Raw genomic sequence first — 22,048 nt, forward strand, 5'->3', positions numbered from 1 at the left:
TCGACTGTGTTCGCTGCGGCTACGCGGGAGTCACCGCGTGGCCGTAGCGGAGCAGGTTGGTCGGGTCGTAGACCGCCTTGTCGTGGCGCAGGCGTTCGTAGACCTCCGGGGTCCAGGCGCGGGCGCGGTCCTGTTCGTCGCCCGGGGTGCCGTGGATGTTGACCATGGTGCGGCCCGTGCCGTAGGGGGCCATGGCCGTGTAGAGCTGCTGCGTCGCCTGTTCGATGGCCTCGGCGGCCGGTGGCGCGGCCATGATGCCGACCGAGTCGATGAAGTACAGGGCGTCGCGGGCGCAGACGGCGTCCTCGACGGCGGACGGGCGGGACATGGCGCCGCCCATGTGGCGTATCTCGACCATCAGCAGCGGGAAGTCGACGCCCGCCGCGGGGCCGGCCTGGTCCAGGAACGCGCGGATGGCGTCCGGGGGCAGGTCGCGCAGGAGCAGGCACGACTCCCTTCCGGGGAGCGGGTCCTGGGGTTCCATGTGGATGCGGTCCAGGGCCGCGTGGTCCATCACCTCGACCGTGTCGACGGCCACGGGGGCGGCTTCGCGCAGAGGCGCGATCAGTGCCTCGCCCTCGGCCGGGAGGCCCGGCCAGGCGATCGCCACCCGGGCCCAGAAGCCGCCGCGCAGGGGCTCCGGGATCTGGGGGATGGGCGGCAGGCGCAGGATCGTGAACGCGCTGCACATCTCGTCCGGGACGGTGCGGGTCCAGTCCGCCCAGGCCTGGAGCAGGGCCTCGGTGTGCTCGCCCGGACAGTAGATGCCGCCGCCGTAGAGGCGGGGGAGCGGGAGCAGCTCGGTCACGAGTGAGGTGACGACGCCCACGTTGCCCTTGCCGCCGCGCAGGGCCCAGAACAGCTCCGGTTCGTGCTGGGGGTCCGTTTCGCGCAGCCGGCCGTCCGGGGTGACGACCTGGAAGGAGCGGACCAGGTCGGCGGCGTAGCCGTAGGCACGGCCGAGGACGGGGAGTCCGCCGCCGAGGGTGTAGCCGATGACGCCCGCGTCCGTGGAGGTGCCGCTGAGGCCGGCGAGGCCGTGCGGGGCGGCCGCGGCCATGACGTGGCTCCACTTCGCGCCCGCGGCGATGGTGGCCGTGCGGGTGGCGGGGTCTATCCGTACGTCGGTCATGCGGGCCGTGTTGATCAACAGGCCCTTTTCGATGGGGAAGTTGGCGCCGTGGCCGGTGGCCTGGACGGCTACGGGGGTGTCGGTGGCCTTGGCCCAGCGCATGGCGGTGACGATGTCGTCGGGCCCGGTTGCTCCGACGACCACGTCGGGGGTGTGGAGGGCGGCCAGGTTGAAGCCGGTGACTTCGTCGGCGTAGGCGGGGTCGCCGGGGCGCAGGACCGGGCCGTGGATTTCCGAGAGGGCGAAGATGTCGGGCGTGTCGTGGCGGGTGGTCATCGCGTCCTCCGTGGGGGGCGTACGGAGGGACGGCGGCGGCGGGGGTTGTGTTGGCCGTCGGGGTCCTTGTCCTCAGGTGTTGTTTTCAGGATGGACCTGGGGGGTGGTGGGCGCATTGTGGAGCTGTGGGGTGGTTGGTGCTCGGCGTGGGGGCTGGGGCGGGTGGGTGCGCAACTCGGCGCGACGAGGTGCCGCTGCGCCCACCCGTGCCGCCCTAAGCGGCACGAATGCCCGCAGCTGGGCCGCTGAAGCGCCGACATCGCGTCGGCATCGGGGCGTAGGGGGCGGGCGTAGCGTAGGTGGCATGACGACGTACGGATCTTTTCCCGGTACGCGGCCGCGGCGTTTGCGGAGCCTTCCCGTCATGCGTCGGATGGTCGCCGAGACCCGGTTGCACCCTGCCGATCTCATTCTTCCGGCCTTCGTGCGGGAGGGCGTCAGCGAGCCGGTGCCGATCTCGGCCATGCCGGGGGTCGTGCAGCACACCCGGGACAGTCTGAAGAAGGCCGCCGCGGAGGCCGTCGCGGCGGGGATCTCCGGGATCATGCTGTTCGGCGTGCCGGAGGAGTCGAAGAAGGACGCTCTCGGCACGCCGGGGACCGACCCGGACGGGATTCTCCAGGTCGCCCTCCGGGACGTGCGGGCCGAAGTCGGTGACGACCTGCTCGTCATGTCCGATCTCTGTCTCGACGAGACCACCGATCACGGGCACTGCGGGGTCCTGGACGACCAGGGGCGGGTCGACAACGACGCGACCCTGGAGCGGTACGCCGAGATGGCCCAGGTGCAGGCCGACGCCGGGGCCCATGTGGTCGGCCCCAGCGGGATGATGGACGGGCAGATCGGCGTCGTCCGTGACGCCCTCGACCAGATCGGGCGGGAGGATGTCGCCATCCTCGCCTACACCGCCAAGTACGCCTCCGCCTTCTACGGGCCGTTCCGGGAGGCCGTCGGCTCGTCCCTGAAGGGGGACCGGAAGACCTACCAGCAGGATCCCGCGAACGTGCGGGACTCCATGCGGGAACTCGCCCTCGATCTCGAGGAGGGCGCCGACATGGTCATGGTGAAGCCCGCGGGGCCCTACCTGGACATCCTCGCCCGGGTCGCGGACGCCGTGGACGTGCCCGTCGCCGCCTACCAGATCTCCGGTGAGTACTCGATGATCGAGGCCGCCGCCGAGAAGGGCTGGATCGACCGGGACCGCGCGATCATGGAGAGCCTGACCGGTATCCGGCGGGCGGGCGCCCGGAACATCCTCACCTACTGGGCCACCGAAGTGGCCCAGCGGCTCAAGGATCAGTAGGACAGGGCCTGCTCCATGTCGTGCAGCCAGTACGTGACGGTCAGCGAGCTGTCGTAGTACACGCCCTCGGAGGGCAGCTGCGGGATCGCCGAGGGGCCGCCGCTGCTGTGCGGCGTGCGGCCCTGGAAGCCGACCGTGAGCTTGCGGCCGGTGGTGCCGCCGGAGCCGCTGCCGTCGGCCGCCGACAGCGCTACGCCCGCGTAGCCGGACTCGCCGGGCGCCAGGGTCGTCACGGCCTGCGGCTTGGACTCCTCCATCGGCTGCGGGGCCCACTGCATCTCGTCGAAGCGCAGCACCGGGTAGTAGGTGAGGTCGCACGCCTTCGAGCCGGTGTTCTTGACCGTGATCAGCATGTGGTTGATGGGGCGGCGGACCGGCTTGGCCGTGACGGTGGTGTTGGCGCCGTTGCAGGAGACACGGGCGGCGGGGGCGGCGGCCGTTCCGGGCTTCGTGCCCTTGGCGCTTGTGCCCTTCGCGCTCGTGCCCTTCTCGCTCGTGCCCTTCTCGCTCGTGCCCTTCGCCTTCGCGGCCTTCGTTGCCTTGGTGGCCTTCGCGACCGTGGCCGTGTCGGCAGCCGTGTCGCCCGCCTTGTCCGAGGCCGCGTCGGTGGGCGCGGTGTTCGCCGTCGCCGTCAGCTGCGGCTTGGCCGCGCCCTCGTCCTGCGTGCCCGTGCCGTCCTGACACGCAGTGAGAGCGAGGGCGGCCAGGAGGGCGACGGGGAGAGCGTGGTACTTGCGCATGGGTGGTTCCCTTTCGGACAAACGTCGTTGACAAGGAGGCCTGAGCGAGCCGCTCCACCGGTCGGCCGGGAGCGGCGTGCTTGGATGACCAGAGCTTGTGCCGTGATCCGTCCCGGCCGCCACAGCCGGCGGACGATCCGGGACGCTGGAACGCCCGCACAGGCTTTGACCAGGGGAAACGACCCTCCCCTGGAACGGGGGATCGGGACATGGGGGATGGAGGAACGGTGTCGGAAGGCACGGCCGCGGCGGACTTCGCCGCGTTGCTGGGGGAGTTGAAGGAGCGGTCCGGGCTGAGCTACGGGGTGCTCGCCAAGCGGCTCCACATGAGTACGTCGACGCTGCACCGGTACTGCAACGGGGATGCCGTACCCACCGACTACGCGCCTGTGGAGAGACTCGCCCGGCTGTGCAAGGCGTCGCCCGGGGAGCTTGTCGAGCTGCATCGGCGGTGGGTGCTGGCGGATGCCGACCGAGGGCGCAAAGGGGCCGTTGCCGCTCCGGCCGCGGAGGCCGTGAGACCGGAGGCCGTGACCCCGGACGCCGCGGCCCCGGAGGCCGTGACCGCGGAGACGGTGTCCGGGGAGACGGTGTCTGCGGAGACCGCGTCCGCGGCGGAGGCTTCTTCGGAAGCAGGCCTTCCGGAGGAGTCGGGCGAGGACGTCCGCGAGGAGCCGGGCGAGGTGGTCTCAGGGGGCCCGGTGGACCGCCGCCCGCGCCGTCCACGTCCCGCCCTGCTCGCCGCTGCCGCCGTAGCCGTGGTCCTGGCCGGGGTCGGGCTCGCCGTGGCGGTTCCCCACGGCGGGGCGGACGACGACGGGAATCGTGGTTCGGCGGCGGTCTCCGGCGGGCATCGGCAGCAGCCGGACGGCGGCTCGGCCGCATCGGTGTCGCCCTCGGGCAGTTCCTCCCCCGGCAGCGGCAAGAAGAAGGGCGGCGGAAAGGACGCGGCCTCCGCGGCACCCAGTTCCTCCGCCTCTGCCACCGGCAGGGGTACCGGCACCGGTTCCGGCACCGGCGAGGGCGCCGACCGACCCGGCCGGGACGCCGCCGCCCCGGCCGCCCCCGTCCCCCTCACGGTGAACACCGACGCGCACGTCTGGGAGAACCCCTGTTCCCAGCGCTACCTGGTGAACCGGCCGCCGGGGCGGGTGGGGCCGCCGCCGCTGGAGCAGGACGCGCCCGCCTGGGTGGGGGCGACGGGCGCGGTGCCGTCGGGGAAGCAGTATCTGAAGGTCACCGTGCAGGGCACCGGGAAGGAGACGGTGGTCGTCGACGGGCTGAAGGTCCGTATGGCCGGCAAGCGGGCGCCGCTCGCCTGGAACGACTACGCCATGGGCTATCCGGGCGTCGGCTGCGGCGGCAACGTCCCGACCCGTTCCTTCACGGTCGCTCTCGACGCCGCGCGTCCCGCCGTCGTCCCGGAGGCGGGTCACGACGACTTCCCGTTCTCGGTGAGCGAGTCCGACCCGGAGGTCTACTACATCCGGGCCGACGCCTCCGCGTACGACGTGAGCTGGTACCTGGAGCTGAGCTGGTCCAGCGGCGACCGGAGCGGCACGCTGACGGTGGACGACCGGGGCCGGCCCTTCCGCACGAGCGGCAACAACGGGCGGCCGGCGTACGAGTTCCCGCTGGGCGGCGACAAGTGGGTCGAGGCCGGGACCACCGACTCCTGAAGGCCGGCGCGCGGGACTGAACTCAGCGGAACTCGTGAACCAGCTCGATCTCGCCGACGATGTGCGCGTTGAACTCGTCGAGTTCCTCGGCCGGTACCCACAGTTCGAGGATGGTCTCCCCGCCCGCCTGCTGGACCGGGTACCGGCGCAGGAAGCCGGAGTCGACCTCGAACCGGGTGACGAAGCCGGCGCCGTCGTGCTTGACGTTCCAGTCGCGCGCGATCCTGATGGCGTAGTCCTCGTTGAGCACCGGGTAGAAGATCGGCTGCTCGGGGAGCCGGGGCGGCCAGGCGCGCCAGTCGAGCTCCCGTACCAGGTCCAGTTCCTTGGGCCCGGTGGGGCGCCACAGGGTCGTCGTCGGCGGCTGGTCGGGCTGCATGGGCACCATCAAATCACCTGAGCCGTTAGGTTGTTGACCGCCGAAGTGGTTGCTGATTGAACCACCTACTCTTCAGGGAGACGTCCATGACCGGTGACGCCCTCAGCCAGGATCCAGCCGAGCTGCAGGGGAGGATCGACAGCAGCAAGGCCCATCCGGCCCGCGTCTACGACGTCTTCCTCGGCGGCAAGGATCACTACCCGGCCGACCGGGACGCGGCCGCCGCCGCGCTCGCCGCCAACCCGCGCGGATACCTCGACGTACGGCACAACCGCGACTTCCTGCGCCGCGCGGTGACCACGCTGGTGGAGCAGTACGGCATCCGGCAGTTCCTCGACATCGGCACGGGACTGCCGACCGCCGAGAACGTGCACCAGATCGCGCAGCGCATCGCGCCCGACTCGCGGGTCGTCTACGTCGACAACGACCCGGTCGTGCTCGCACACGCGCGGGCCCTGCTGACGAGCGGGCCCGAGGGGCGTACGGACTACATCGACGCCGATCTGCGGGATCCGGCCCGCATCCTGGAACAGGCCGCCAAGACCCTGGACTTCGACCAGCCGGTCGCGCTCTGCCTGGTCGCCATCCTGCACTTCGTCGCGGACGAGGAGGCGTACCCGCTGGTGCGCGAGCTGCTGGACGCGCTGCCCGTCGGCAGCCGGCTGGTGCTCAGCCACCTCACCGAGGACCTCAACCCCGAGAAGATCCGCGCGGTCCAGCGGACGTACACCGAGCGGGGGTTCACCTTCGTACTGCGGTCCCGGGCGGAGGTGGAGCGGTTCTTCACGGAGAACTCCCTGGAGATCGCCGACCCGGGGGTCGTCCCCGCCCACCGCTGGCGGCCCGACCACGCCGCTCCCGTCCCCGAGCGGCCGGACGAGTCGTACCTCGCGGGGCTCGACGACATCGAGAAGGTCCGCTACCACGACATCAACGACGTCACGGACGCGGACATCAACGTGTACGCGGGGACGGCCGCCAAGGGCTGAGCCGGGCGTCCGGATCGCGGAAATGTGCTTGTAGGCGGCACGTACTTTCCTAGGCTGCGGCCCACAACCGCCACCGCAGTCGAAGGAGCCGTGTCATGACCGTCACCGAGCCCGCACCCGCGCCCGCCCGCTCTCCCGTGCCGCCGCTCGCCGCGCGGGCGCGATCGGTCGGCGGGTCACCCGTGCGGGACATCCTCGCGGTCACCGCCCGCCCCGAGGTGATCAACTTCGCGGGCGGGCTTCCGGCACCGGAGCTGTTCGACGCGGAGGGCATCGCGGCCGCGTACCGGGCCGTCCTCGCCGAGGAACCCGCCCGGGCGTTGCAGTACTCCACGACCGAGGGCGAGCCCACGCTGCGGGCCGCGCTCGCCGACCGCACCACGGCACGCGGACTGCCGACCGCTCCCGACGATCTCCTCGTCACCACCGGTTCCCAGCAGGCCCTCTCGCTCCTCGCCACCGCACTGCTCGAACCCGGGGACACCGTCCTCGTCGAGAACCCCTGCTATCTGGCGGCCCTTCAGGCCTTCGGCTTGGCCGGAGCGCGGATCGTGGCCGTGCCCGGCGACGAGCACGGAGTCGATCCCGAGGCGCTGGAGGACCTCGTGGCGCGCGAGCGGCCCAAGCTGCTCTACACCGTGCCCACCTTCCAGAACCCCACCGGCCGCACGCTGCCCGCCTCGAGGCGCGCCGCCGTGGCCGCCGTCGCCGCCCGGCGCGGGCTGTGGATCGTCGAGGACGACCCCTACGGGGAGCTGCGCTACGAGGGCGAACGCCTGCCGTGGATCGCCTCCCACCCGGGCGCCGAGGACCGTACGGTCCTGCTCGGCAGTTTCTCCAAGGTCATGGCGCCCGGTTTGCGGCTGGGCTGGCTGCGCGCGCCCGGTGAGGTGCGGCGCGCCTGTGCCGTCGCCAAGCAGGCCGCCGACCTGCACACGCCGACCGTCAACCAGCTCGCCGCGGCCCGGTACCTCGCCGACCACGACCTGGACGCGCACGTCACGCGCGTCGCCGGCGTGTACCGCGAACGCCGGGACGCCATGCTCGCGGGCCTGCCCGGCGCGCTGCCCGAGGGGTCGGTCTGGACCCGGCCCGAGGGCGGCATGTTCCTCTGGGCGCGCCTGCCCGAGCCGTACGACACGACGGCCCTGCTGCCGCACGTCGTGCGGCACGACGTGGCGTACGTCCCCGGCGCCCCCTTCCACGCCGGCACACCCGACCGCGCGACCCTGCGGTTGTGCTTCGTGACGCAGACGCCGGAGGAGATCGAGGAAGGGCTGCGGAGGCTGGGGGCGGGACTGCGGACTGACACCCCTTGAGACTGCCGGCCTAGGACCAACGGCGGAGCGGCGATTCCTGCTGTGGACCGCGGACGGGGTGGGGCCGGTGTCGTTACGGTGACGCCATGCTGGACTCCACACAGTTCGACCTCGACGCGTATTTCCGGCGGATCGGATGGGAAGGGGAGCGGCGGGCCGACGCGGCCACCCTGCGCGGTGTGCATCTGGCGCACATGCGGGCCATCCCGTTCGAGAACCTCGACGCACTGCGCGGCGGAGCCCCGTCCCTCGATCCGGCCGACCTCATGGCCAAGCTGGTCCACAGCCGGCGTGGCGGCTACTGCTACGAGCACAACACGCTGTTCGCCTGCGCCCTGGAGGCGCTGGGCTTCCGGGTGACCCGGCTGGCCGCGCGGGTCGTCGTCGGTGCCGACACCATCGCGAGCCGGCCGCGCACCCACATGACGCTGCTGGCCCACGTCCCCGGCGAATCACGGCCGTACCTCGCGGACGTCGGCTTCGGGGCGATCGGCTCGATCCTGGAGCCGGTGCCGCTGATCGCGGACGTCGAGTTCACCGGGGCCGGGCGGCGGCACCGCCTGGTGCACGCGCCGCACGACGGTCCACTGGAGATGTGGCTGCTCCAGGCCCACGACCAGGAGAAGGACGACTGGATCGGGCAGTACGCCTTCACCCTGGAGCCCTTCGAGAAGCCCGACTACGACGTCATCAACTGGCACATCGCCACCAACCCGCGCTCGCCGTTCGCCCAGCGCCTCTACGCCCAGCACATCAGCGCCACGCGGCACCTCCTCCTCGACGGCCGGCTCCTCACGCAGACCCGCACCGACGGGACGGTCACCGAGCGGGAGGTGACCGATGAGGCGGAGGCGCGACGGCTCCTGGAGGAGGAGTTCGGCATCACCGCGCCGGAGGGGATGACGCTGCTGACCGGCTGACGGGTCGCGTCAGTCCCACCAGAAGTGCCAGACCCGCTGGTCGAGCACCTGGTGCTCCGCGTAGGCCCGCAGCGTCGGGTCGGCGCCCTGCCGGAGGTTGTCCGGGCAGAACGCGAAGTGCTCGGCGGCCACTGCCTCCGCGTCGGCCATCGTGACGGGCGGGGCGGCGACCGACACCAGCAGGTGATCGAAGCCGAGCGCCACGACCCGTATGCCGAAGCGGTCCTCCCAGGAGCGCAGCACCGCGCTGAGCCGGGCCGTGTCGCCCTCGTGGTTGGCCGGGCCCGTCCAGCCGATCGCCGTGGGGATGTCGGCGCTGCGGCGGGCCGGGACGAGGGCGAGGCGGGGGTCCTTGAGGGGGCCTCCGCCGTCGAGCAGCGCGTCCGCGGCCCCGGCGGCGACCGCGTCGGGGTCCTGCGGGTGGGGGAACGGACCGGCCGGCCCGGGCCATGCGCCGACCTCCGCGGCGTACTCCTCCCAGTACTCCGCCAGGACCTCCTCGGCGTCGTGGTCCCCGGGGTACGACACCTCGCCGGGCATCAACTGCCAGCGCTCCGGCCCGTCATGCCCGTCCCCCACGTCGAGCACGACCGGCAGCAGTCCCGTACGACGGGCCGACTCCAGCGCTGCCCAGCCACCCGGGAGGGCCCGATCGTCCGCGTACCACAACAGCGGCTCGCGCCAGGGGCCCTCGTCCGTCGTGTCGACCAGTGACCCGGCGGGGAGCCGGAGTCCGAGTGCGCTGCCGCTCGGGTCTGCCGCCAGCTTCGGCAGGGGGTTGGGAAGAGTCGCCATGGTCGTGACTCTAGAGGCGACCACTGACAATCGGACCGGCCCCATGGAGGACACAGTCTGGCCTAGTTGCTCCCTACGGTCCTCCCATGACCACTTCCCCGGAGAAGACGGACCTGGCGCAGGCGCTCGCGGAGCAGCGGGAGTTGCTGCTGATCACCGTGCGCGGGCTCACCGACGCGCAGGCCGCGCAGCGTACGACCGTCAGTGAGCTGACCCTGGGCGGGATCGTGAAGCATCTCGCCCAGGGAGAAGAGGCGTGGACGCGGATCATGACCAAGGGCGACGGTGAACTCCCCGACGGCATGCTCGACATGGGGCAGTACCGCATGGCCGAGGGCGAGACGCTCCCCGCGCTGCTGGAGCGGTACGCGGCGGCCGCCCGGGCGACCGACGAGGCCGTGGCCGGGCTGCCGGACCTGGGGCGGAACGTGCTTCTGCCGACCACTCCGTGGTCGCCGCCGGAGCCCGAGCGCTGGTCGGCGCGCCGGATCCTGCTGCACCTGATCAGGGAGACGGCCCAGCACGCCGGGCACGCCGACATCGTCCGGGAGGCCCTGGACGGCGCGAACACCACGGCCCGGCGCTGACCCGGCGGTCCGTCAGATGACGCGGGCGTCGAAGCACTCGCGGCTGCCTCCCGCCGCCGGGCAGCATCAGCATCCACGCGGTGCCCCATACATCGGTTCCCTTCCCCGCGCCGCCCCCTACCGATTCGGCCACGCCCGCCGCGACCGTCCCGCCGCACCGTCCCGGCGGGCGGTGTCACCGCAGGTCAGCGCGTGGGACGTCCCGCGAGCACGTCACTTCGGAGGCGACTGTGGCGGACCCGGGACCGCAGGCCGCAGTCTCGTTGACGAGCCGGCCGGTGCGGTCGGCCCGCCCACGGAGGGGGAAACAGCATGCGTACGACCAGGAAGCTCGCGAAGTCCAACACGTGGGTCAACTGCAAGTGATCCACGGCTCCTGATACGCCGAGGGCGGCACTCACGGGGGAGTGCCGCCCTCGGTCCGTGCGTACCGGTCCGGGCTCAGAGCCGCTCGGGCGTCCGGATGCCCAGCAGGGCCATGCCCCGGTGGAGGGTGCGGGCCGTGATGTCGCAGAGGAACAGGCGGTTCTCGATCTGCTCGGGCGACTCGGCCTTCAGGACCGGGCACTTGTCGTAGAACGTCGTGTAGTGGGACGCCAGCTGGTACAGGTACGCCGTCATCTTGTGCGGGGCGTACTCCGCCGCCGCCTCCGCCACCGTCGCCGCGAACGAGTCCGCGTGCAGGCCGAGCGCCCGCTCCGCCTCGTGCAGATCCAGCTCGGGGTGCGCGACGGGACGGGCCTCGCCGGCCTTGCGCAGGATCGACTGGATACGGGCGTAGGCGTACTGGAGGTAGACGGACGTGTCGCCGTTCAGCGAGACCATCTGGTCCAGGTCGAACTTGTAGTCGCGGTTCGCCGACGTCGACAGGTCCGCGTACTTCACCGCGCCGATGCCGACCTGGGTGCCCCGCTCGGCGATCTCCTCCTCGGAGAGGTCCTGCGCCTTCTCCCGGACCACCGCCGAGGCACGGTCGATCGCCTCGTCCAGCAGGTCGACCAGGCGGACCGTCTCGCCCTCACGGGTCTTGAACGGCTTGCCGTCCTTGCCGAGGACCGTGCCGAAGGCGAGCTGCACCGCCTTGACGTCCTCGTTCAGCCAGCCCGCCCGGCGGGCCGTCTCGAAGACCATCTTGAAGTGCAGCGACTGGCGGGCGTCCACCACGTACAGCAGCGTGTTCGCCTTGATGGTGAAGACGCGGTCGCGGATCGCCGAGAGGTCGGTCGCCGCGTAGCCGTAGCCGCCGTCCGACTTCTGCACGATCAGCGGGACCGGCTTGCCGTCCGGGCCCTTGATGTCGTCGAAGAAGACACACAGCGCGCCCTCGGAGCGGACCGCGACGCCCGACTCCTCCAGCAGGCGGCAGGTCTCCGCGAGCATGTCGTTGTAGCCGGACTCGCCGACGATGTCCGGGTCCCGGATCTCCATGTCCAGCTTCTCGAAGACGGAGAAGAAGTAGATCTTCGACTCGTCCACGAACTTCTGCCACATGGCGAGGGTCCGCGGCTCGCCCGCCTGGAGGTCGACCACCCGGCGGCGGGCCCGCGTCTTGAACTCCTCGTCCGCGTCGAAGAGCTTGCGGGCGGCCTTGTAGATGCGGTCCAGATTCGACATCGCCTCCTCGCCGGAGACCTCGTCGGCCTTGTGGTCCAGCTCGTGCGGGTGCTCCTCCAGGTACTGGATGAGCATGCCGAACTGAGTGCCCCAGTCGCCGATGTGGTGACGCCGGACCACGCTCTCGCCGGTGAACTCCAGCAGCTGCGTCACCGAGTCGCCGATCACCGCGGAGCGCAGGTGACCGACGTGCATCTCCTTCGCCACGTTCGGCTGGGCGTAGTCGATGACCGTGGTGCCGGGCTGCTCGGCGTGCGGCACGCCGAGGCGGCCGGTGTCGTCCGCGTAGCGCGCCGCGAGGGTCTCCGTGATCGCCCGGTCCGTGATCGTGATGTTCAGGAAGCCGGGGCCGGAGACCTCGATGTCCTTGATCACGTCACCCGACTCGACCCGGGAGACGACCTGCGCCGCCAGCTCCCGCGGGTTCGCCTTCTCCTTCTTCGCGAGGGCCAGGATCCCGTTGGCCTGGAAGTCGGCCCGGTCGCTTCGTCGCAGCAGCGGGTCCGCGGAGCCGGCCTGCGGCAGAGCCGCCGACAGGGCCGCCGCGAGGCGCTGGTGGACGGAGTCGCTGAGGGACGTGACCGAGGCCATAGGTAAGGGTGCCGTTCTCCTCGTGGGGATGGATAGACCCGGCCAGTATCCCACGGAGGTAAAGCCGTTTTTCCGGGCGCACGCAGGTCTGGGACAATGGTGCGGTCAGCCGTGCGACCGTACCGGCTGCCCGATGCAGAAAGAAGGACGTGCCGATCGTGGCTCAGAGCACCGAGACCACCGACTGGGTCTCCCGTTTCGCGGATGAGGTCATCGAGGAGTCGGAGCGTCGGGCCCCGGGCAAACCCGTCGTCGTCGCGTCCGGCCTCTCGCCGTCCGGCCCCATCCACCTCGGGAACCTGCGCGAGGTCATGACCCCGCACCTCGTCGCCGACGAGATCCGCCGCCGGGGACACCAGGTGCGGCACCTGATCTCCTGGGACGACTACGACCGCTACCGCAAGGTGCCGGCCGGTGTCCCGGGCGTCGACGAGTCGTGGGCCGAGCACATCGGCAAGCCGCTGACGTCCGTCCCGGCGCCCAAGGGCTCGACGCACGCCAACTGGGCCGAGCACTTCAAGGCCGCGATGATCGAGTCGCTGGCCGAGCTGGGCGTGGAGTTCGTCGGGATCAGCCAGACCGCGCAGTACACCTCAGGCGTGTACCGCGAGCAGATCCTGCACGCCATCAAGCACCGCGGCGACATCGACGCGATCCTCGACCAGTACCGGACGAAGAAGGCCCCGGCCAAGAAGCAGCAGGGGCAGAAGCCGGTCGACGAGGCCGAGCTGGAGGCCGCCGAGGGTTCCGGCGCGGCCGCCGAGGACGACGGCAGCTCCGCCTCCGCCGGGTACTTCCCGTACAAGCCGTACTGCGGCAACTGCGAGAAGGACCTCACGACCGTCACGTCCTACGACGACGACTCCACCGAGTTGACGTACGCCTGCACCGCGTGCGGCTTCTCCGAGACGGTCCGGCTCAGTGAGTTCAACCGCGGCAAGCTGGTCTGGAAGGTCGACTGGCCGATGCGGTGGGCGTACGAGGGCGTCGTGTTCGAGCCCTCCGGCGTCGACCACTCCTCCCCCGGGTCTTCCTTCCAGGTGGGCGGGCAGATCGTCGGGATCTTCGGCGGCAAGCAGCCGATCGGCCCGATGTACGCCTTCGTCGGCATCTCCGGCATGGCGAAGATGTCCTCCTCGAAGGGCGGCGTGCCCACCCCGGCCGACGCCCTGAAGATCATGGAGCCGCAGCTCCTGCGCTGGCTCTACGCCCGCCGCCGGCCCAACCAGTCCTTCAAGGTCGCCTTCGACCAGGAGATCCAGCGGCTCTACGACGAGTGGGACCGGCTCGACGCCAAGGTCGCCGACGGCAGCGTCCTGCCGGCCGACGCCGCCGCGCACTCGCGCGCGGTGCGCACGGCCGCCGGTGAGCTGCCGCGGACCGCCCGGCCGCTGCCGTACCGGACGCTCGCGTCCGTCGCGGACATCACCGCCGGGCACGAGGACCAGGCACTGCGGATCCTCAGCGAGCTGGACCCGGAGCAGCCGCTGACCTCGCTCGACGAGGTGCGGCCGCGGTACGACAAGGCCGAGGCCTGGATCAACACGCATGTGCCGGCCGAACAGCGGACCATCGTGCGGGACGAGCCCGACGCGGAGCTGCTGAAGTCGCTGGACGAGGCGTCCCAGCAGTCGCTGCGGCTCCTGCTCGACGGACTCGCCGAGCACTGGTCCCTCGACGGGCTGACCCACCTGGTGTACGGCGTGCCCAAGGTGCAGGCCGGGTTCTCGGCCGACGCCACGCCGAAGGAGCTGCCGCCGGAGATCAAGACCGCGCAGCGGTCCTTCTTCGCCCTGCTGTACCACCTGCTGGTGGGGCGGGACACGGGGCCGCGGCTGCCCACGCTGTTGCTGGCGGTGGGTCAGGAGCGGGTTCGGGCTCTGCTCGGGGAGTAGCCGCCGGTATCGGTATGGAAGAAGGGGCCCTGTTCCCAGGGCCCCTTCCTTCATGTCGTCATGCGATGTGGTCCTCTTCCAGTTCCGCCGTGTGGCGCTTCTGGAAGCGTTCCGCCAGGGTCTTCAGGGCGCTGGGACTCAGCGTCGTCCCGTAGGTCGCCTGGATGTTGTCGCCGAGGGCGCGGGGCGTGGGGTAGCTGCCGTCGATCGACTGACGGAACACCTGGTAGTACGACTCCTCGTCCGGCTCGGGAGCCGGCGGGGTGCCGCCGCCGTCGCCCAGTTCCCGGGTGCGGTTGGGGCCCACCGGGATGGGGAAGCTGCCGGTGTCCTCCGGGGAGGGTTCCTCGTGAGGCTGGTCGAGGTACTGCTCGGCCTGCTGCTGTTCGGCGATCCACTGGGCGTACTGCTCGGGGTCGTAGGCCGGGTCGTAGCCGCCCTGGTATTCGACCTCGCGCGGGGCGTTGAACCAGGGGCTCTGGTCTGGTTCCGGGATGTCGTCCGGCTGCTCGGTGCGGTGGCTCTCGAGCTGCCGGCGCTGCTCGCCGGGAGGTGCCGCTTTCTGGGGGACGGGTGCCGCCCCAGCGGCACGACTGCCCGCAGCTATGCCTGTGTCCAGCTGTGGCGGCGGGGGGATCAGTGCAGGCTCGATGCCCGCCGCCGCCAGACCCGCCGGGGCCGTTTCCGCCAGGGGCACGCCGTAGCGCGCCAGCCGTAGCGGCATCAACGACTCCACCGGGGCCTTCCGGCGCCACGCCCGTCCGAAACGGGAACGCAGCCGGGCCTGGTAGACGAGACGTTCCTGCTCCAGCTTGATGACCTGGTCGTAGGAGCGGAGCTCCCAGAGCTTCATGCGGCGCCACAGGAGGAACGTCGGCCCGGGGGACAGCAGCCAGCGGGTGAGGCGGACGCCCTCCATGTGCTTGTCGGCCGTGATGTCGGCGATCCGGCCGATCGCGTGGCGGGCCGCCTCGACCGCGACCACGAACAGGATCGGGATCACCGCGTGCATGCCGACACCGAGCGGATCCGGCCAGGCGGCCGCGCCGTTGAAGGCGATCGTCGCCGCCGTCAGGAGCCAGGCCGTCTGGCGCAGGAGCGGGAAGGGGATCCTGATCCAGGTGAGGAGCAGATCCAGGGCCAGCAGGACGCAGATGCCCGCGTCGATGCCGATCGGGAAGACGTAGGAGAAGTTCCCGAAGCCCTTCTGCAAGGCCAGTTCGCGGACGGCCGCGTACGAACCGGCGAAGCCGATGCCGGCGATGATCACGGCACCGGCCACGACCACACCGATGAGAACGCGGTGCATCCGAGTCAGCTGTGGCGCGGCCACCCGTACTCCCCTCCCCTTGCGTGTTGTTGCGCGCAACAGGGTGGCACATGTGTGCGGAGGACGGGTGGCCGGATCCCGTCGGGCTTGTTCAGCTCTTCGACGCGGGCTTCTTGGACGGCGACTTCGACGCGCCGCCCGACGGCTCGTCCGACGCGTCCTTGGAGGCCGACTGCGAGGGGGACTTGGACGGGGACTTGGACGCGGACTTGGAGGGGGCACCGCTCGCCTTGCCGCCGCCCGCGCCGTTCGCCTCGGACACCGCCGCCACCGCCTCCTTGGCGGCCTTCTTCGCGTCCTTCGCCAGGTCGTCGGCGCTCGGGCTCTTGTCACCGGCCAGGCCCGCGCCGTTGTAGTCGATGGTGACGACGACGTTCTCGACGCGTGCCACGACCGTCTGCTGCTTGAAGGTGCCTTCCTTCTTCTTCAGCTCGTAGCGCACGGCCGTCGCCTCGTCACCCGTCCCGGGCACCGGCTCCGACTTGGTGCTCTTGGCGCCCTCCGTGGCCTGGGCGTCCTGGACCTGCTTCTCGAAGTACTCCTGGGCCAGCTTGTCGGCCGGGCCGCGGGCGACGTCCGACTCGAAGCGCAGCATCGACACGTTCAGCCAGCGGAACTGCGAGCCCTTGACGCCGTTGTTGTCGAGGCTGTTCCAGGAGCAGTTGCCGCGGGTCGAGATGTCGTCCGACTTGCCCTCCTTGCCGGACTTGCCCTCCGGGACGAGGTCCTTCAGCGTCTTCTTCGACAGCACCTTGCAGGGCTCCGGAAGCTTGCCGTACGCCGCCGCCTCCACGGTCGGCGACGGGCTCGCGGACGCCGAGGCGGCGGCCTTCGCCGCCTTGTCCGTGCTGTCGCCAGAGCCGGAGTCCGAGGAGCAGCCGGCGGCGACCAGCATCACGGGGACGGCGGCCGCGCAGACAAGGACGCGGTGGAGTCGCTTCGCTCGCTGGTCTCGCTGTTCACGCTGTGCTCGTCGCTGCATGGTTCCTTCACTCATGACGCTCGTGGTTCCTGCGGTCGGAACGGGTCCGAGTGGTCACGGTACGCGGTGAGGCCGCTGTGTGTTCTTCCTTCGGCTGCTTTGCGGGTGCGCGTGAAGGGGGCGTGAAGAGGCCTCAGCCGCCCAGCGAATCGGCCAGCTGCGAGGCCAGTTTCCGGGCTCTGTCCTGCATTTCCTTGCTGTCCGGGACGACGCCGATGGTGGTCGGCTGCTCGGTGTACTCGATGGTCACGATGACGTTGGACGTGCGGAATGCCACAGTCACCGTCCGCTGCTTGGCCGTCGAACCGGAGCTGCTCAGCTCGTCGTCGAGGAAGGCCTCGTCGCCGACCTCCTCCAGGACGCGGGGCTGGAGATCGGTCGGGGCGGCGGAGGCGGACGCCGACGGTGACGTGCTGCCCGACGGGGACGGGGAGCCCGACGGTGACGTGCTGCCCGAGGGGGACGGGGAGCCGCTCGGAGCGGCGGAGGAACCGCCGGCCGGGGTGCTGCCGACGGTCGCCGACTCGGTGGCGGTCGGCTCGGGCAGGTGGGCCGCCGCCTCCTTCTCCGCGAAGAGCTGCTCGGCCTGGCTGTCGTCACTGACCGCGTTGTCGTAGGAGACGACCCGTTCGAAGTCGACGAGCAGATGGTCGGTGGCCTGCTGCGCATCGACCTTCCACTGGCAGCCGACCTTGCGGTCGGTGTCGTACGTGACCGTCGCCTCGCCCTCGTACGCCTTCTCGCGTTGCTCCTTGTCGGTGATCTCCCGGATGCCGGGCAGGAGTTCGTCGAGGGAGCTCGGGCCGACGGCGCCGCAGGGCTCGGGCAGCGTGCGGTACCGGCCCGGCTCGGCGGCGGCCGAGGCCGTGCCCGTGTCGCCCGGGTTGGAGTCGTCCGTCGGGCCGCCGTCGCCCGAACTGCCGGTGCAGCCGGCCAGCAGGGCCGCGAGGAGCGCGGCGATACCGGGTGCGTACGCCTTCCGTTGCACGTGGTGGCCCCTCTCGACGCGGAAATCGGCTTGCCGCCGCGGGGCGGCCGATGAACACAATGTCTATCGCACGCACTGCCGTGGACGCCGGTCCGGAATCCCTTTCGTAGACCTTGGCTCCGGTATTTGCTGTTGAAGACTTCTGTTCGTATACGGGGGATTGAGGAAGCTATGTCGTATGTAGAGATACCTGGTGCGAAAGTACCGATCCGGATGTGGACCGACCCGTCCACGGTCGAGGGCTCCGCGCTCCAGCAGCTCCAGAACGTCGCCACGCTGCCCTGGATCAAGGGCCTGGCCGTCATGCCCGACGTGCACTACGGCAAGGGTGCGACGGTCGGTTCGGTCATCGCCATGCAGGGTGCGGTGTGCCCGGCGGCGGTGGGCGTCGACATCGGCTGCGGAATGTCGGCCGTGAAGACGTCCCTGACGGCGAACGACCTGCCCGGGGATCTGTCGCGGCTGCGGTCGCGGGTCGAGCAGGTGATTCCGGTGGGGCGGGGGATGCATGACGATCCCGTCGACCCCGGGCGGTTCCATGGGTTGGCCACTGCCGGGTGGGACGACTTCTGGGGGCGGTTCGACGGGGTTGCGGAGGCGGTCAAATTCCGTCAGGAACGGGCCACGAAGCAGATGGGAACGCTCGGCGGGGGCAACCACTTTGTCGAAGTCTGCACGGATACGACCGGCTCTGTCTGGCTGATGCTCCACTCCGGTTCCCGCAACATCGGCAAGGAGCTGGCCGAGCACCACATCGGCGTGGCCCAGAAGCTCCCGCACAACCAGGGCCTGGTCGACCGCGACCTCGCCGTCTTCGTCGCGGACACCCCGCAGATGGCGGCGTACCGCAACGACCTGTTCTGGGCGCAGGAGTACGCGAAGTACAACCGCTCGATCATGATGGCGCTCCTGAAGGACGTGATCCGCAAGGAGTTCAAGAAGGCCAAGCCGGCCTTCGAGCCGGAGATCAGCGCGCACCACAACTACGTGGCCGAGGAGCGCTACGACGGGATGGACCTGCTCGTGACCCGTAAGGGCGCGATCCGGGCGGGCTCCGGCGACTACGGGATCATCCCGGGCTCCATGGGCACGGGTTCGTACATCGTGAAGGGCCTCGGCAACGACAAGTCCTTCAACTCGGCCTCGCACGGCGCGGGCCGGCGCATGAGCCGCAACGCGGCCAAGCGCCGGTTCTCGACGAAGGACCTGGAGGAGCAGACGCGGGGCGTGGAGTGCCGCAAGGACTCCGGCGTCGTGGACGAGATCCCGGGCGCCTACAAGCCGATCGAGCAGGTCATCGACCAGCAGCGGGACCTGGTGGAGGTCGTGGCGAAGCTGAAGCAGGTCGTGTGCGTGAAGGGCTGAGCCGCTCTCGGTGAGCGGCTGCCCGTTCACTTCGGGGCGTGCAGCACCGCGTAGATCATGACGAACGCCACGATGTGGATGCCGAAGAGGAAGTAGGCGAGCCACCACCACATGTGGCGTTCGTTCTTCGTCTCCTGGGCGAGGCGCCGCTGTTCCCGTTCGCGTTCGGCGTCCGGCATCACAGGTCCCGGTGGACCTTCGTGTTGGACGCCTGGGCGCGGGGGCGCAGGACCAGGAGGTCGACGTTGACGTGGCTGGGGCGGGTGACCGCCCAGGTGATGGTGCCGGCGACGTCGTCGGCGGTGAGGGGTTCGGCGACGCCCTCGTAGACCTTCTCCGCCTTCTCCTTGTCGCCGGAGAAGCGGGTGAGGGCGAACTCGTCCGTCTTGACCATGCCGGGGGCGATCTCGATGACGCGGACCGGCCGGCCGACGATCTCCAGGCGCAGGGTCTCGGCCAGGACGTGCGCGCCGTGCTTGGCGGCGACGTAGCCCCCGCCGCCCTCGTAGGTGCCGTGGCCCGCGGTGGAGGAGACGACCACGACCGTGCCGTCGCCGCTCGCGACCAGCTTGGGCAGCAGGGCCTGGGTGAGGTTGAGCGTGCCGATGACGTTCGTCTCGTACATCTGGCGCCAGTCGGCCGGGTCACCGGTCGCGACCGGGTCGGCGCCGAGCGCGCCGCCCGCGTTGTTGACCAGCACGCCGATCGTCTTGAAGGCCGTGGCGAACTCGTCGACCGCCGTGCGGTCGGTGACGTCGAGGGCGTACGCCGTGGCCTGGTGGCCGGCCTTGGTGATCTCCTCCGCCAGCGCCTCGATGCGGTCCTTGCGGCGGGCGGTGAGGACGACGCGGTAGCCCGCGGCGGCGAGCTGCCGGGCCGTGGCGGCGCCGATTCCGCTGCTCGCACCGGTGACGACGGCGATGCGGGAGGCTGCGGACGGGGCGGCGGTGGCCATGGGAGCTCCTCGGGCGTGGCGGACGGGCCGACTTCTGTGCGAAGGCCTCCGGCCAGGATAGGTGGGCCCCGCGGTGGGAGAATGGGGTCGGGTGATCCTCCTGTTCCTCTGGAGGTTGATCATGGGAGAGGCACGCCAGGTCATGGACCGGCTCACGGACGCGGTCACCACGCACGCCGATCTGAAGGTCATCAGCGAGCTGTACGCCGAGGACGCGGTCGCCTTCACCCCCGACGAGGGCGAGCTGCACGGGCGCGACAACATCGTCGAGTACTGGCGGACGATGACGGAGGCGCTTCCCGAGGCGACGTTCCAGACGTTGCACTCCTACGAGGTCGGCGACACCGCCATCGACGAAGGGATCTTCAGCGGACGGAACACCGGGCCGCTGCAACTGCCCAATGGTGAGACGCTGCCCCCGACCCAGAAGGAGATCAGGATCCGCGGGGTGGACATCGCCACCGTGAAGGACGGCCGGATCGTCGACTACCGCCTGTACTTCGACGAGATGGACTTCCTGGGGCAGCTCGGGCTGCTGCCCGACGAGCCGTTCTGAGCGCCCGGCCCGGAAGGCCGGTCAGTTCCCCCGCGGGGCGTACATGATCACTGCCATGCCCGCGAGGCAGATCAGTGCGCCCGTGATGTCCCAGCGGTCCGGGCGGTAGCCGTCCGCGATCACGCCCCACAGGATCGAGCCGGCGACGAAGATCCCGCCGTACGCGGCGAGGACGCGGCCGAAGTGGGCGTCGGGCTGGAACGTCGCGACGAAGCCGTAGGCACCGAGCGCGAGGACGCCGCCGGCCGCCCACAGCCAGCCCTTGCTCTCGCGCACGCCCTGCCAGACCAGCCACGCGCCGCCGATCTCCAGCAGGGCGGCGAGGACGAAGAGGGCGGCGGAACGCAGGATCTGCATGCGGGCAGCTTGGCACGTCGGGGTGGGACCGGAGGGGCGTGGTGTCACCTGACGGAGTGCTCGTCCTGGACACGGGGGACCCCTACCGCTCCTGCCACCCGGAGGTACGGTTGAAGTGTAAACAACCTGGAGGGTGAGCGACCATGCAGTTCGGGATCTTCAGCGTCGGCGACGTCACGCCCGACCCGGCCACCGGCCGGACGCCGACCGAACGCGAGCGCATCAAAGCCATGGTCGCCATCGCGCTGAAGGCCGAGGAGGCCGGGCTCGACGTCTTCGCCACCGGCGAGCACCACAACCCGCCGTTCGTGCCGTCGTCCCCGACCACGATGCTCGGCTACGTCGCCGCCCGCACCGAGCGGCTGATCCTCTCCACGGCCACCACCCTCATCACCACCAACGACCCGGTGAAGATCGCCGAGGACTTCGCGATGCTCCAGCACCTGGCCGACGGCCGGGTGGATCTCATGCTGGGGCGCGGCAACACCGCCCCCGTCTACCCCTGGTTCGGGCAGGACATCCGGCAGGGCGTCCCGCTCGCGATCGAGAACTACGCCCTCCTGCACCGGCTGTGGCGCGAGGAGGCCGTCGACTGGGAGGGGAAGTTCCGTACGCCGTTGCAGGGCTTCACCGCCACACCCCGCCCGCTGGACGGCGTACCGCCGTTCGTCTGGCACGGGTCGATCCGCTCGCCGGAGATCGCCGAGCAGGCCGCGTACTACGGCGACGGTTTCTTCCACAACAACATCTTCTGGCCGGCCGACCACACCAAGAGGATGGTCGAGCTGTACCGGACGCGGTACGCGCACCACGGGCACGGCACGCCCGAGCAGGCGATCGTCGGGCTCGGCGGGCATGTGTTCATGCGGCGGAACTCGCAGGACGCCGTGCGCGAGTTCCGGCCGTACTTCGACGTCGCGCCGGTGTACGGGCACGGGCCGTCGCTGGAGGACTTCATGGCGCAGACGCCGCTGACCGTCGGCTCGCCGCAGCAGGTCATCGAGAAGACGCTGGCCTTCCGCGAGTACGCCGGTGACTACCAGCGCCAGCTGTTCCTGGTCGACCACGCCGGGCTGCCGCTGAAGACCGTGCTGGAGCAGATCGACCTGCTGGGCGAGGAGGTCGTGCCGGTGCTGCGCAAGGAGTTCGCCGTGGGCCGCCCGGCGGACGTGCCGGACGCGCCGACGCACGCGGCCCGGCTCGCGCAGGCCCGAGGGTGAGAGGACGGTAGGCCCCCGGCCTGCGGTTGCGTGTCCCCTGGTGAGAGGGCAGTAAGAAGGACGTTCCGGCGCAGCT

The 22,048-nt window shown here is 70.8% G+C and carries 21 protein-coding genes; 10 read left to right on the forward strand and 11 right to left on the reverse strand.

Annotated elements, in window-relative coordinates; all coding sequences use genetic code 11:
* Positions 1–19: 19 nt before the first annotated feature.
* Positions 20–1,408: an FAD-binding oxidoreductase gene (locus CP976_RS24795; RefSeq protein WP_150482345.1), complete on the reverse strand. Its 1,389-nt coding sequence runs from the start codon at positions 1,406–1,408 to the stop codon at positions 20–22.
* A 304-nt stretch (positions 1,409–1,712) separates the two neighbouring features.
* On the opposite strand from CP976_RS24795, the gene hemB reads away from it, so the two are divergent.
* On the forward strand, positions 1,713–2,711 hold the full coding sequence (hemB, locus tag CP976_RS24800; RefSeq protein WP_150482346.1) for a porphobilinogen synthase: 999 nt from the start codon (positions 1,713–1,715) through the stop codon (positions 2,709–2,711).
* On the opposite strand, the gene CP976_RS24805 is transcribed toward hemB, so the two are convergent.
* Positions 2,705–3,451, reverse strand: a complete 747-nt coding sequence (locus CP976_RS24805) for a DUF4232 domain-containing protein (protein WP_150482347.1) — start codon at positions 3,449–3,451, stop codon at positions 2,705–2,707. The two genes, hemB and CP976_RS24805, sit on opposite strands and share 7 nt — an antisense overlap.
* A 227-nt stretch (positions 3,452–3,678) precedes the next feature.
* Between CP976_RS24805 and CP976_RS24810 the strand changes: the two genes are divergently transcribed.
* Positions 3,679–5,130, forward strand: coding sequence for a helix-turn-helix domain-containing protein (locus tag CP976_RS24810; protein WP_190147000.1), 1,452 nt, complete (start codon positions 3,679–3,681; stop codon positions 5,128–5,130).
* 22 nt (positions 5,131–5,152) lie between these two features.
* Here CP976_RS24810 and CP976_RS24815 read toward each other — a convergent pair whose 3' ends face one another.
* Complete coding sequence (locus CP976_RS24815; RefSeq protein ID WP_150482349.1) at positions 5,153–5,509, reverse strand: hypothetical protein; 357 nt, start codon at positions 5,507–5,509, stop codon at positions 5,153–5,155.
* An 86-nt stretch (positions 5,510–5,595) separates the two neighbouring features.
* On the opposite strand from CP976_RS24815, the gene CP976_RS24820 reads away from it, so the two are divergent.
* The 3 genes from CP976_RS24820 to CP976_RS24830 all read left to right on the forward strand — a co-directional run bounded on the left by CP976_RS24820 (position 5,596) and on the right by CP976_RS24830 (position 8,737).
* Positions 5,596–6,498, forward strand: coding sequence for an SAM-dependent methyltransferase (locus tag CP976_RS24820; RefSeq protein ID WP_150482350.1), 903 nt, complete (start codon positions 5,596–5,598; stop codon positions 6,496–6,498).
* A 95-nt stretch (positions 6,499–6,593) separates the two neighbouring features.
* Positions 6,594–7,817: an aminotransferase-like domain-containing protein gene (locus CP976_RS24825; protein WP_150482351.1), complete on the forward strand. Its 1,224-nt coding sequence runs from the start codon at positions 6,594–6,596 to the stop codon at positions 7,815–7,817.
* Between the two features lie 86 nt (positions 7,818–7,903).
* A complete protein-coding gene (locus tag CP976_RS24830; protein WP_150482352.1) occupies positions 7,904–8,737 on the forward strand; it encodes an arylamine N-acetyltransferase family protein in 834 nt (277 codons plus the stop codon).
* 9 nt (positions 8,738–8,746) lie between these two features.
* On the opposite strand, the gene CP976_RS24835 is transcribed toward CP976_RS24830, so the two are convergent.
* Positions 8,747–9,532: a DUF4253 domain-containing protein gene (locus tag CP976_RS24835; RefSeq protein WP_150482353.1), complete on the reverse strand. Its 786-nt coding sequence runs from the start codon at positions 9,530–9,532 to the stop codon at positions 8,747–8,749.
* A gap of 86 nt (positions 9,533–9,618) precedes the next feature.
* Here CP976_RS24835 and CP976_RS24840 point away from each other — a divergent pair, with 86 nt between their 5' ends.
* Entirely contained in the window at positions 9,619–10,119 is a 501-nt protein-coding gene (locus CP976_RS24840) for a DinB family protein (RefSeq protein ID WP_150482354.1), read from the forward strand.
* Between the two features lie 441 nt (positions 10,120–10,560).
* On the opposite strand, the gene argS is transcribed toward CP976_RS24840, so the two are convergent.
* Positions 10,561–12,324 carry an arginine--tRNA ligase gene (argS, locus tag CP976_RS24845; RefSeq protein WP_150482355.1) on the reverse strand — a complete coding sequence of 588 codons (1,764 nt, stop codon included), beginning with the start codon at positions 12,322–12,324 and terminating at the stop codon, positions 10,561–10,563.
* A gap of 149 nt (positions 12,325–12,473) precedes the next feature.
* On the opposite strand from argS, the gene lysS reads away from it, so the two are divergent.
* Positions 12,474–14,219: a lysine--tRNA ligase gene (lysS, locus tag CP976_RS24850; protein WP_150482356.1), complete on the forward strand. Its 1,746-nt coding sequence runs from the start codon at positions 12,474–12,476 to the stop codon at positions 14,217–14,219.
* Between the two features lie 58 nt (positions 14,220–14,277).
* Here lysS and CP976_RS24855 read toward each other — a convergent pair whose 3' ends face one another.
* The 3 genes from CP976_RS24855 to CP976_RS24865 form a co-directional block, all read right to left on the reverse strand.
* Positions 14,278–15,528 carry a DUF2637 domain-containing protein gene (locus tag CP976_RS24855; RefSeq protein ID WP_150482357.1) on the reverse strand — a complete coding sequence of 417 codons (1,251 nt, stop codon included), beginning with the start codon at positions 15,526–15,528 and terminating at the stop codon, positions 14,278–14,280.
* Positions 15,529–15,640: 112 nt separating this feature from the next.
* Complete coding sequence (locus CP976_RS24860) at positions 15,641–16,546, reverse strand: DUF3558 family protein (RefSeq protein WP_150482358.1); 906 nt, start codon at positions 16,544–16,546, stop codon at positions 15,641–15,643.
* Positions 16,547–16,664: 118 nt separating this feature from the next.
* On the reverse strand, positions 16,665–17,519 hold the full coding sequence (locus CP976_RS24865) for a DUF3558 domain-containing protein (RefSeq protein ID WP_150482359.1): 855 nt from the start codon (positions 17,517–17,519) through the stop codon (positions 16,665–16,667).
* A 171-nt stretch (positions 17,520–17,690) separates the two neighbouring features.
* Here CP976_RS24865 and CP976_RS24870 point away from each other — a divergent pair, with 171 nt between their 5' ends.
* Positions 17,691–18,884 carry an RtcB family protein gene (locus CP976_RS24870; RefSeq protein ID WP_150482360.1) on the forward strand — a complete coding sequence of 398 codons (1,194 nt, stop codon included), beginning with the start codon at positions 17,691–17,693 and terminating at the stop codon, positions 18,882–18,884.
* Positions 18,885–18,910: 26 nt separating this feature from the next.
* Here CP976_RS24870 and CP976_RS43005 read toward each other — a convergent pair whose 3' ends face one another.
* Both CP976_RS43005 and CP976_RS24875 read right to left on the reverse strand, forming a co-directional pair.
* A complete protein-coding gene (locus CP976_RS43005; protein WP_167537410.1) occupies positions 18,911–19,063 on the reverse strand; it encodes a hypothetical protein in 153 nt (50 codons plus the stop codon).
* On the reverse strand, positions 19,063–19,839 hold the full coding sequence (locus CP976_RS24875) for an SDR family NAD(P)-dependent oxidoreductase (RefSeq protein ID WP_150482361.1): 777 nt from the start codon (positions 19,837–19,839) through the stop codon (positions 19,063–19,065). Before CP976_RS24875 ends, CP976_RS43005 begins: the two co-directional genes overlap by 1 nt.
* Before the next feature lie 121 nt (positions 19,840–19,960).
* On the opposite strand from CP976_RS24875, the gene CP976_RS24880 reads away from it, so the two are divergent.
* A complete protein-coding gene (locus CP976_RS24880; RefSeq protein ID WP_150482362.1) occupies positions 19,961–20,395 on the forward strand; it encodes an ester cyclase in 435 nt (144 codons plus the stop codon).
* A gap of 21 nt (positions 20,396–20,416) precedes the next feature.
* Here CP976_RS24880 and CP976_RS24885 read toward each other — a convergent pair whose 3' ends face one another.
* A complete protein-coding gene (locus CP976_RS24885) occupies positions 20,417–20,752 on the reverse strand; it encodes a YnfA family protein (RefSeq protein WP_150482363.1) in 336 nt (111 codons plus the stop codon).
* 143 nt (positions 20,753–20,895) lie between these two features.
* On the opposite strand from CP976_RS24885, the gene CP976_RS24890 reads away from it, so the two are divergent.
* The gene (locus CP976_RS24890) at positions 20,896–21,972 is read left to right on the forward strand and encodes an LLM class flavin-dependent oxidoreductase (RefSeq protein ID WP_150482364.1); all 1,077 of its coding nucleotides are present in this window, start codon (positions 20,896–20,898) and stop codon (positions 21,970–21,972) included.
* Positions 21,973–22,048 lie beyond the last annotated feature (76 nt).

Source organism: Streptomyces coeruleorubidus, from assembly GCF_008705135.1.
Classification (GTDB): Bacteria; Actinomycetota; Actinomycetes; order Streptomycetales; family Streptomycetaceae; genus Streptomyces; species Streptomyces coeruleofuscus.

What these genes read in the sequence shown, in the direction of transcription:
- CP976_RS24880 (WP_150482362.1), top strand. Translation starts at nt 19,961, where the DNA reads ATGGGAGAGGCACGCCAGGTCATGGACCGGCTCACGGACGCGGTCACC.
- CP976_RS24805 (WP_150482347.1), bottom strand. Translation starts at nt 3,451, where the DNA reads ATGCGCAAGTACCACGCTCTCCCCGTCGCCCTCCTGGCCGCCCTCGCT.
- CP976_RS24820 (WP_150482350.1), top strand. Translation starts at nt 5,596, where the DNA reads ATGACCGGTGACGCCCTCAGCCAGGATCCAGCCGAGCTGCAGGGGAGG.
- CP976_RS24870 (WP_150482360.1), top strand. Translation starts at nt 17,691, where the DNA reads ATGTCGTATGTAGAGATACCTGGTGCGAAAGTACCGATCCGGATGTGG.
- CP976_RS24860 (WP_150482358.1), bottom strand. Translation starts at nt 16,546, where the DNA reads ATGAGTGAAGGAACCATGCAGCGACGAGCACAGCGTGAACAGCGAGAC.
- CP976_RS24825 (WP_150482351.1), top strand. Translation starts at nt 6,594, where the DNA reads ATGACCGTCACCGAGCCCGCACCCGCGCCCGCCCGCTCTCCCGTGCCG.
- CP976_RS24830 (WP_150482352.1), top strand. Translation starts at nt 7,904, where the DNA reads ATGCTGGACTCCACACAGTTCGACCTCGACGCGTATTTCCGGCGGATC.
- hemB (WP_150482346.1), top strand. Translation starts at nt 1,713, where the DNA reads ATGACGACGTACGGATCTTTTCCCGGTACGCGGCCGCGGCGTTTGCGG.
- CP976_RS24840 (WP_150482354.1), top strand. Translation starts at nt 9,619, where the DNA reads ATGACCACTTCCCCGGAGAAGACGGACCTGGCGCAGGCGCTCGCGGAG.
- CP976_RS24835 (WP_150482353.1), bottom strand. Translation starts at nt 9,532, where the DNA reads ATGGCGACTCTTCCCAACCCCCTGCCGAAGCTGGCGGCAGACCCGAGC.
- CP976_RS24795 (WP_150482345.1), bottom strand. Translation starts at nt 1,408, where the DNA reads ATGACCACCCGCCACGACACGCCCGACATCTTCGCCCTCTCGGAAATC.
- CP976_RS24855 (WP_150482357.1), bottom strand. Translation starts at nt 15,528, where the DNA reads ATGCACCGCGTTCTCATCGGTGTGGTCGTGGCCGGTGCCGTGATCATC.
- CP976_RS24875 (WP_150482361.1), bottom strand. Translation starts at nt 19,839, where the DNA reads ATGGCCACCGCCGCCCCGTCCGCAGCCTCCCGCATCGCCGTCGTCACC.
- argS (WP_150482355.1), bottom strand. Translation starts at nt 12,324, where the DNA reads ATGGCCTCGGTCACGTCCCTCAGCGACTCCGTCCACCAGCGCCTCGCG.
- CP976_RS24890 (WP_150482364.1), top strand. Translation starts at nt 20,896, where the DNA reads ATGCAGTTCGGGATCTTCAGCGTCGGCGACGTCACGCCCGACCCGGCC.
- CP976_RS24885 (WP_150482363.1), bottom strand. Translation starts at nt 20,752, where the DNA reads ATGCAGATCCTGCGTTCCGCCGCCCTCTTCGTCCTCGCCGCCCTGCTG.
- CP976_RS43005 (WP_167537410.1), bottom strand. Translation starts at nt 19,063, where the DNA reads ATGCCGGACGCCGAACGCGAACGGGAACAGCGGCGCCTCGCCCAGGAG.
- CP976_RS24815 (WP_150482349.1), bottom strand. Translation starts at nt 5,509, where the DNA reads ATGCAGCCCGACCAGCCGCCGACGACGACCCTGTGGCGCCCCACCGGG.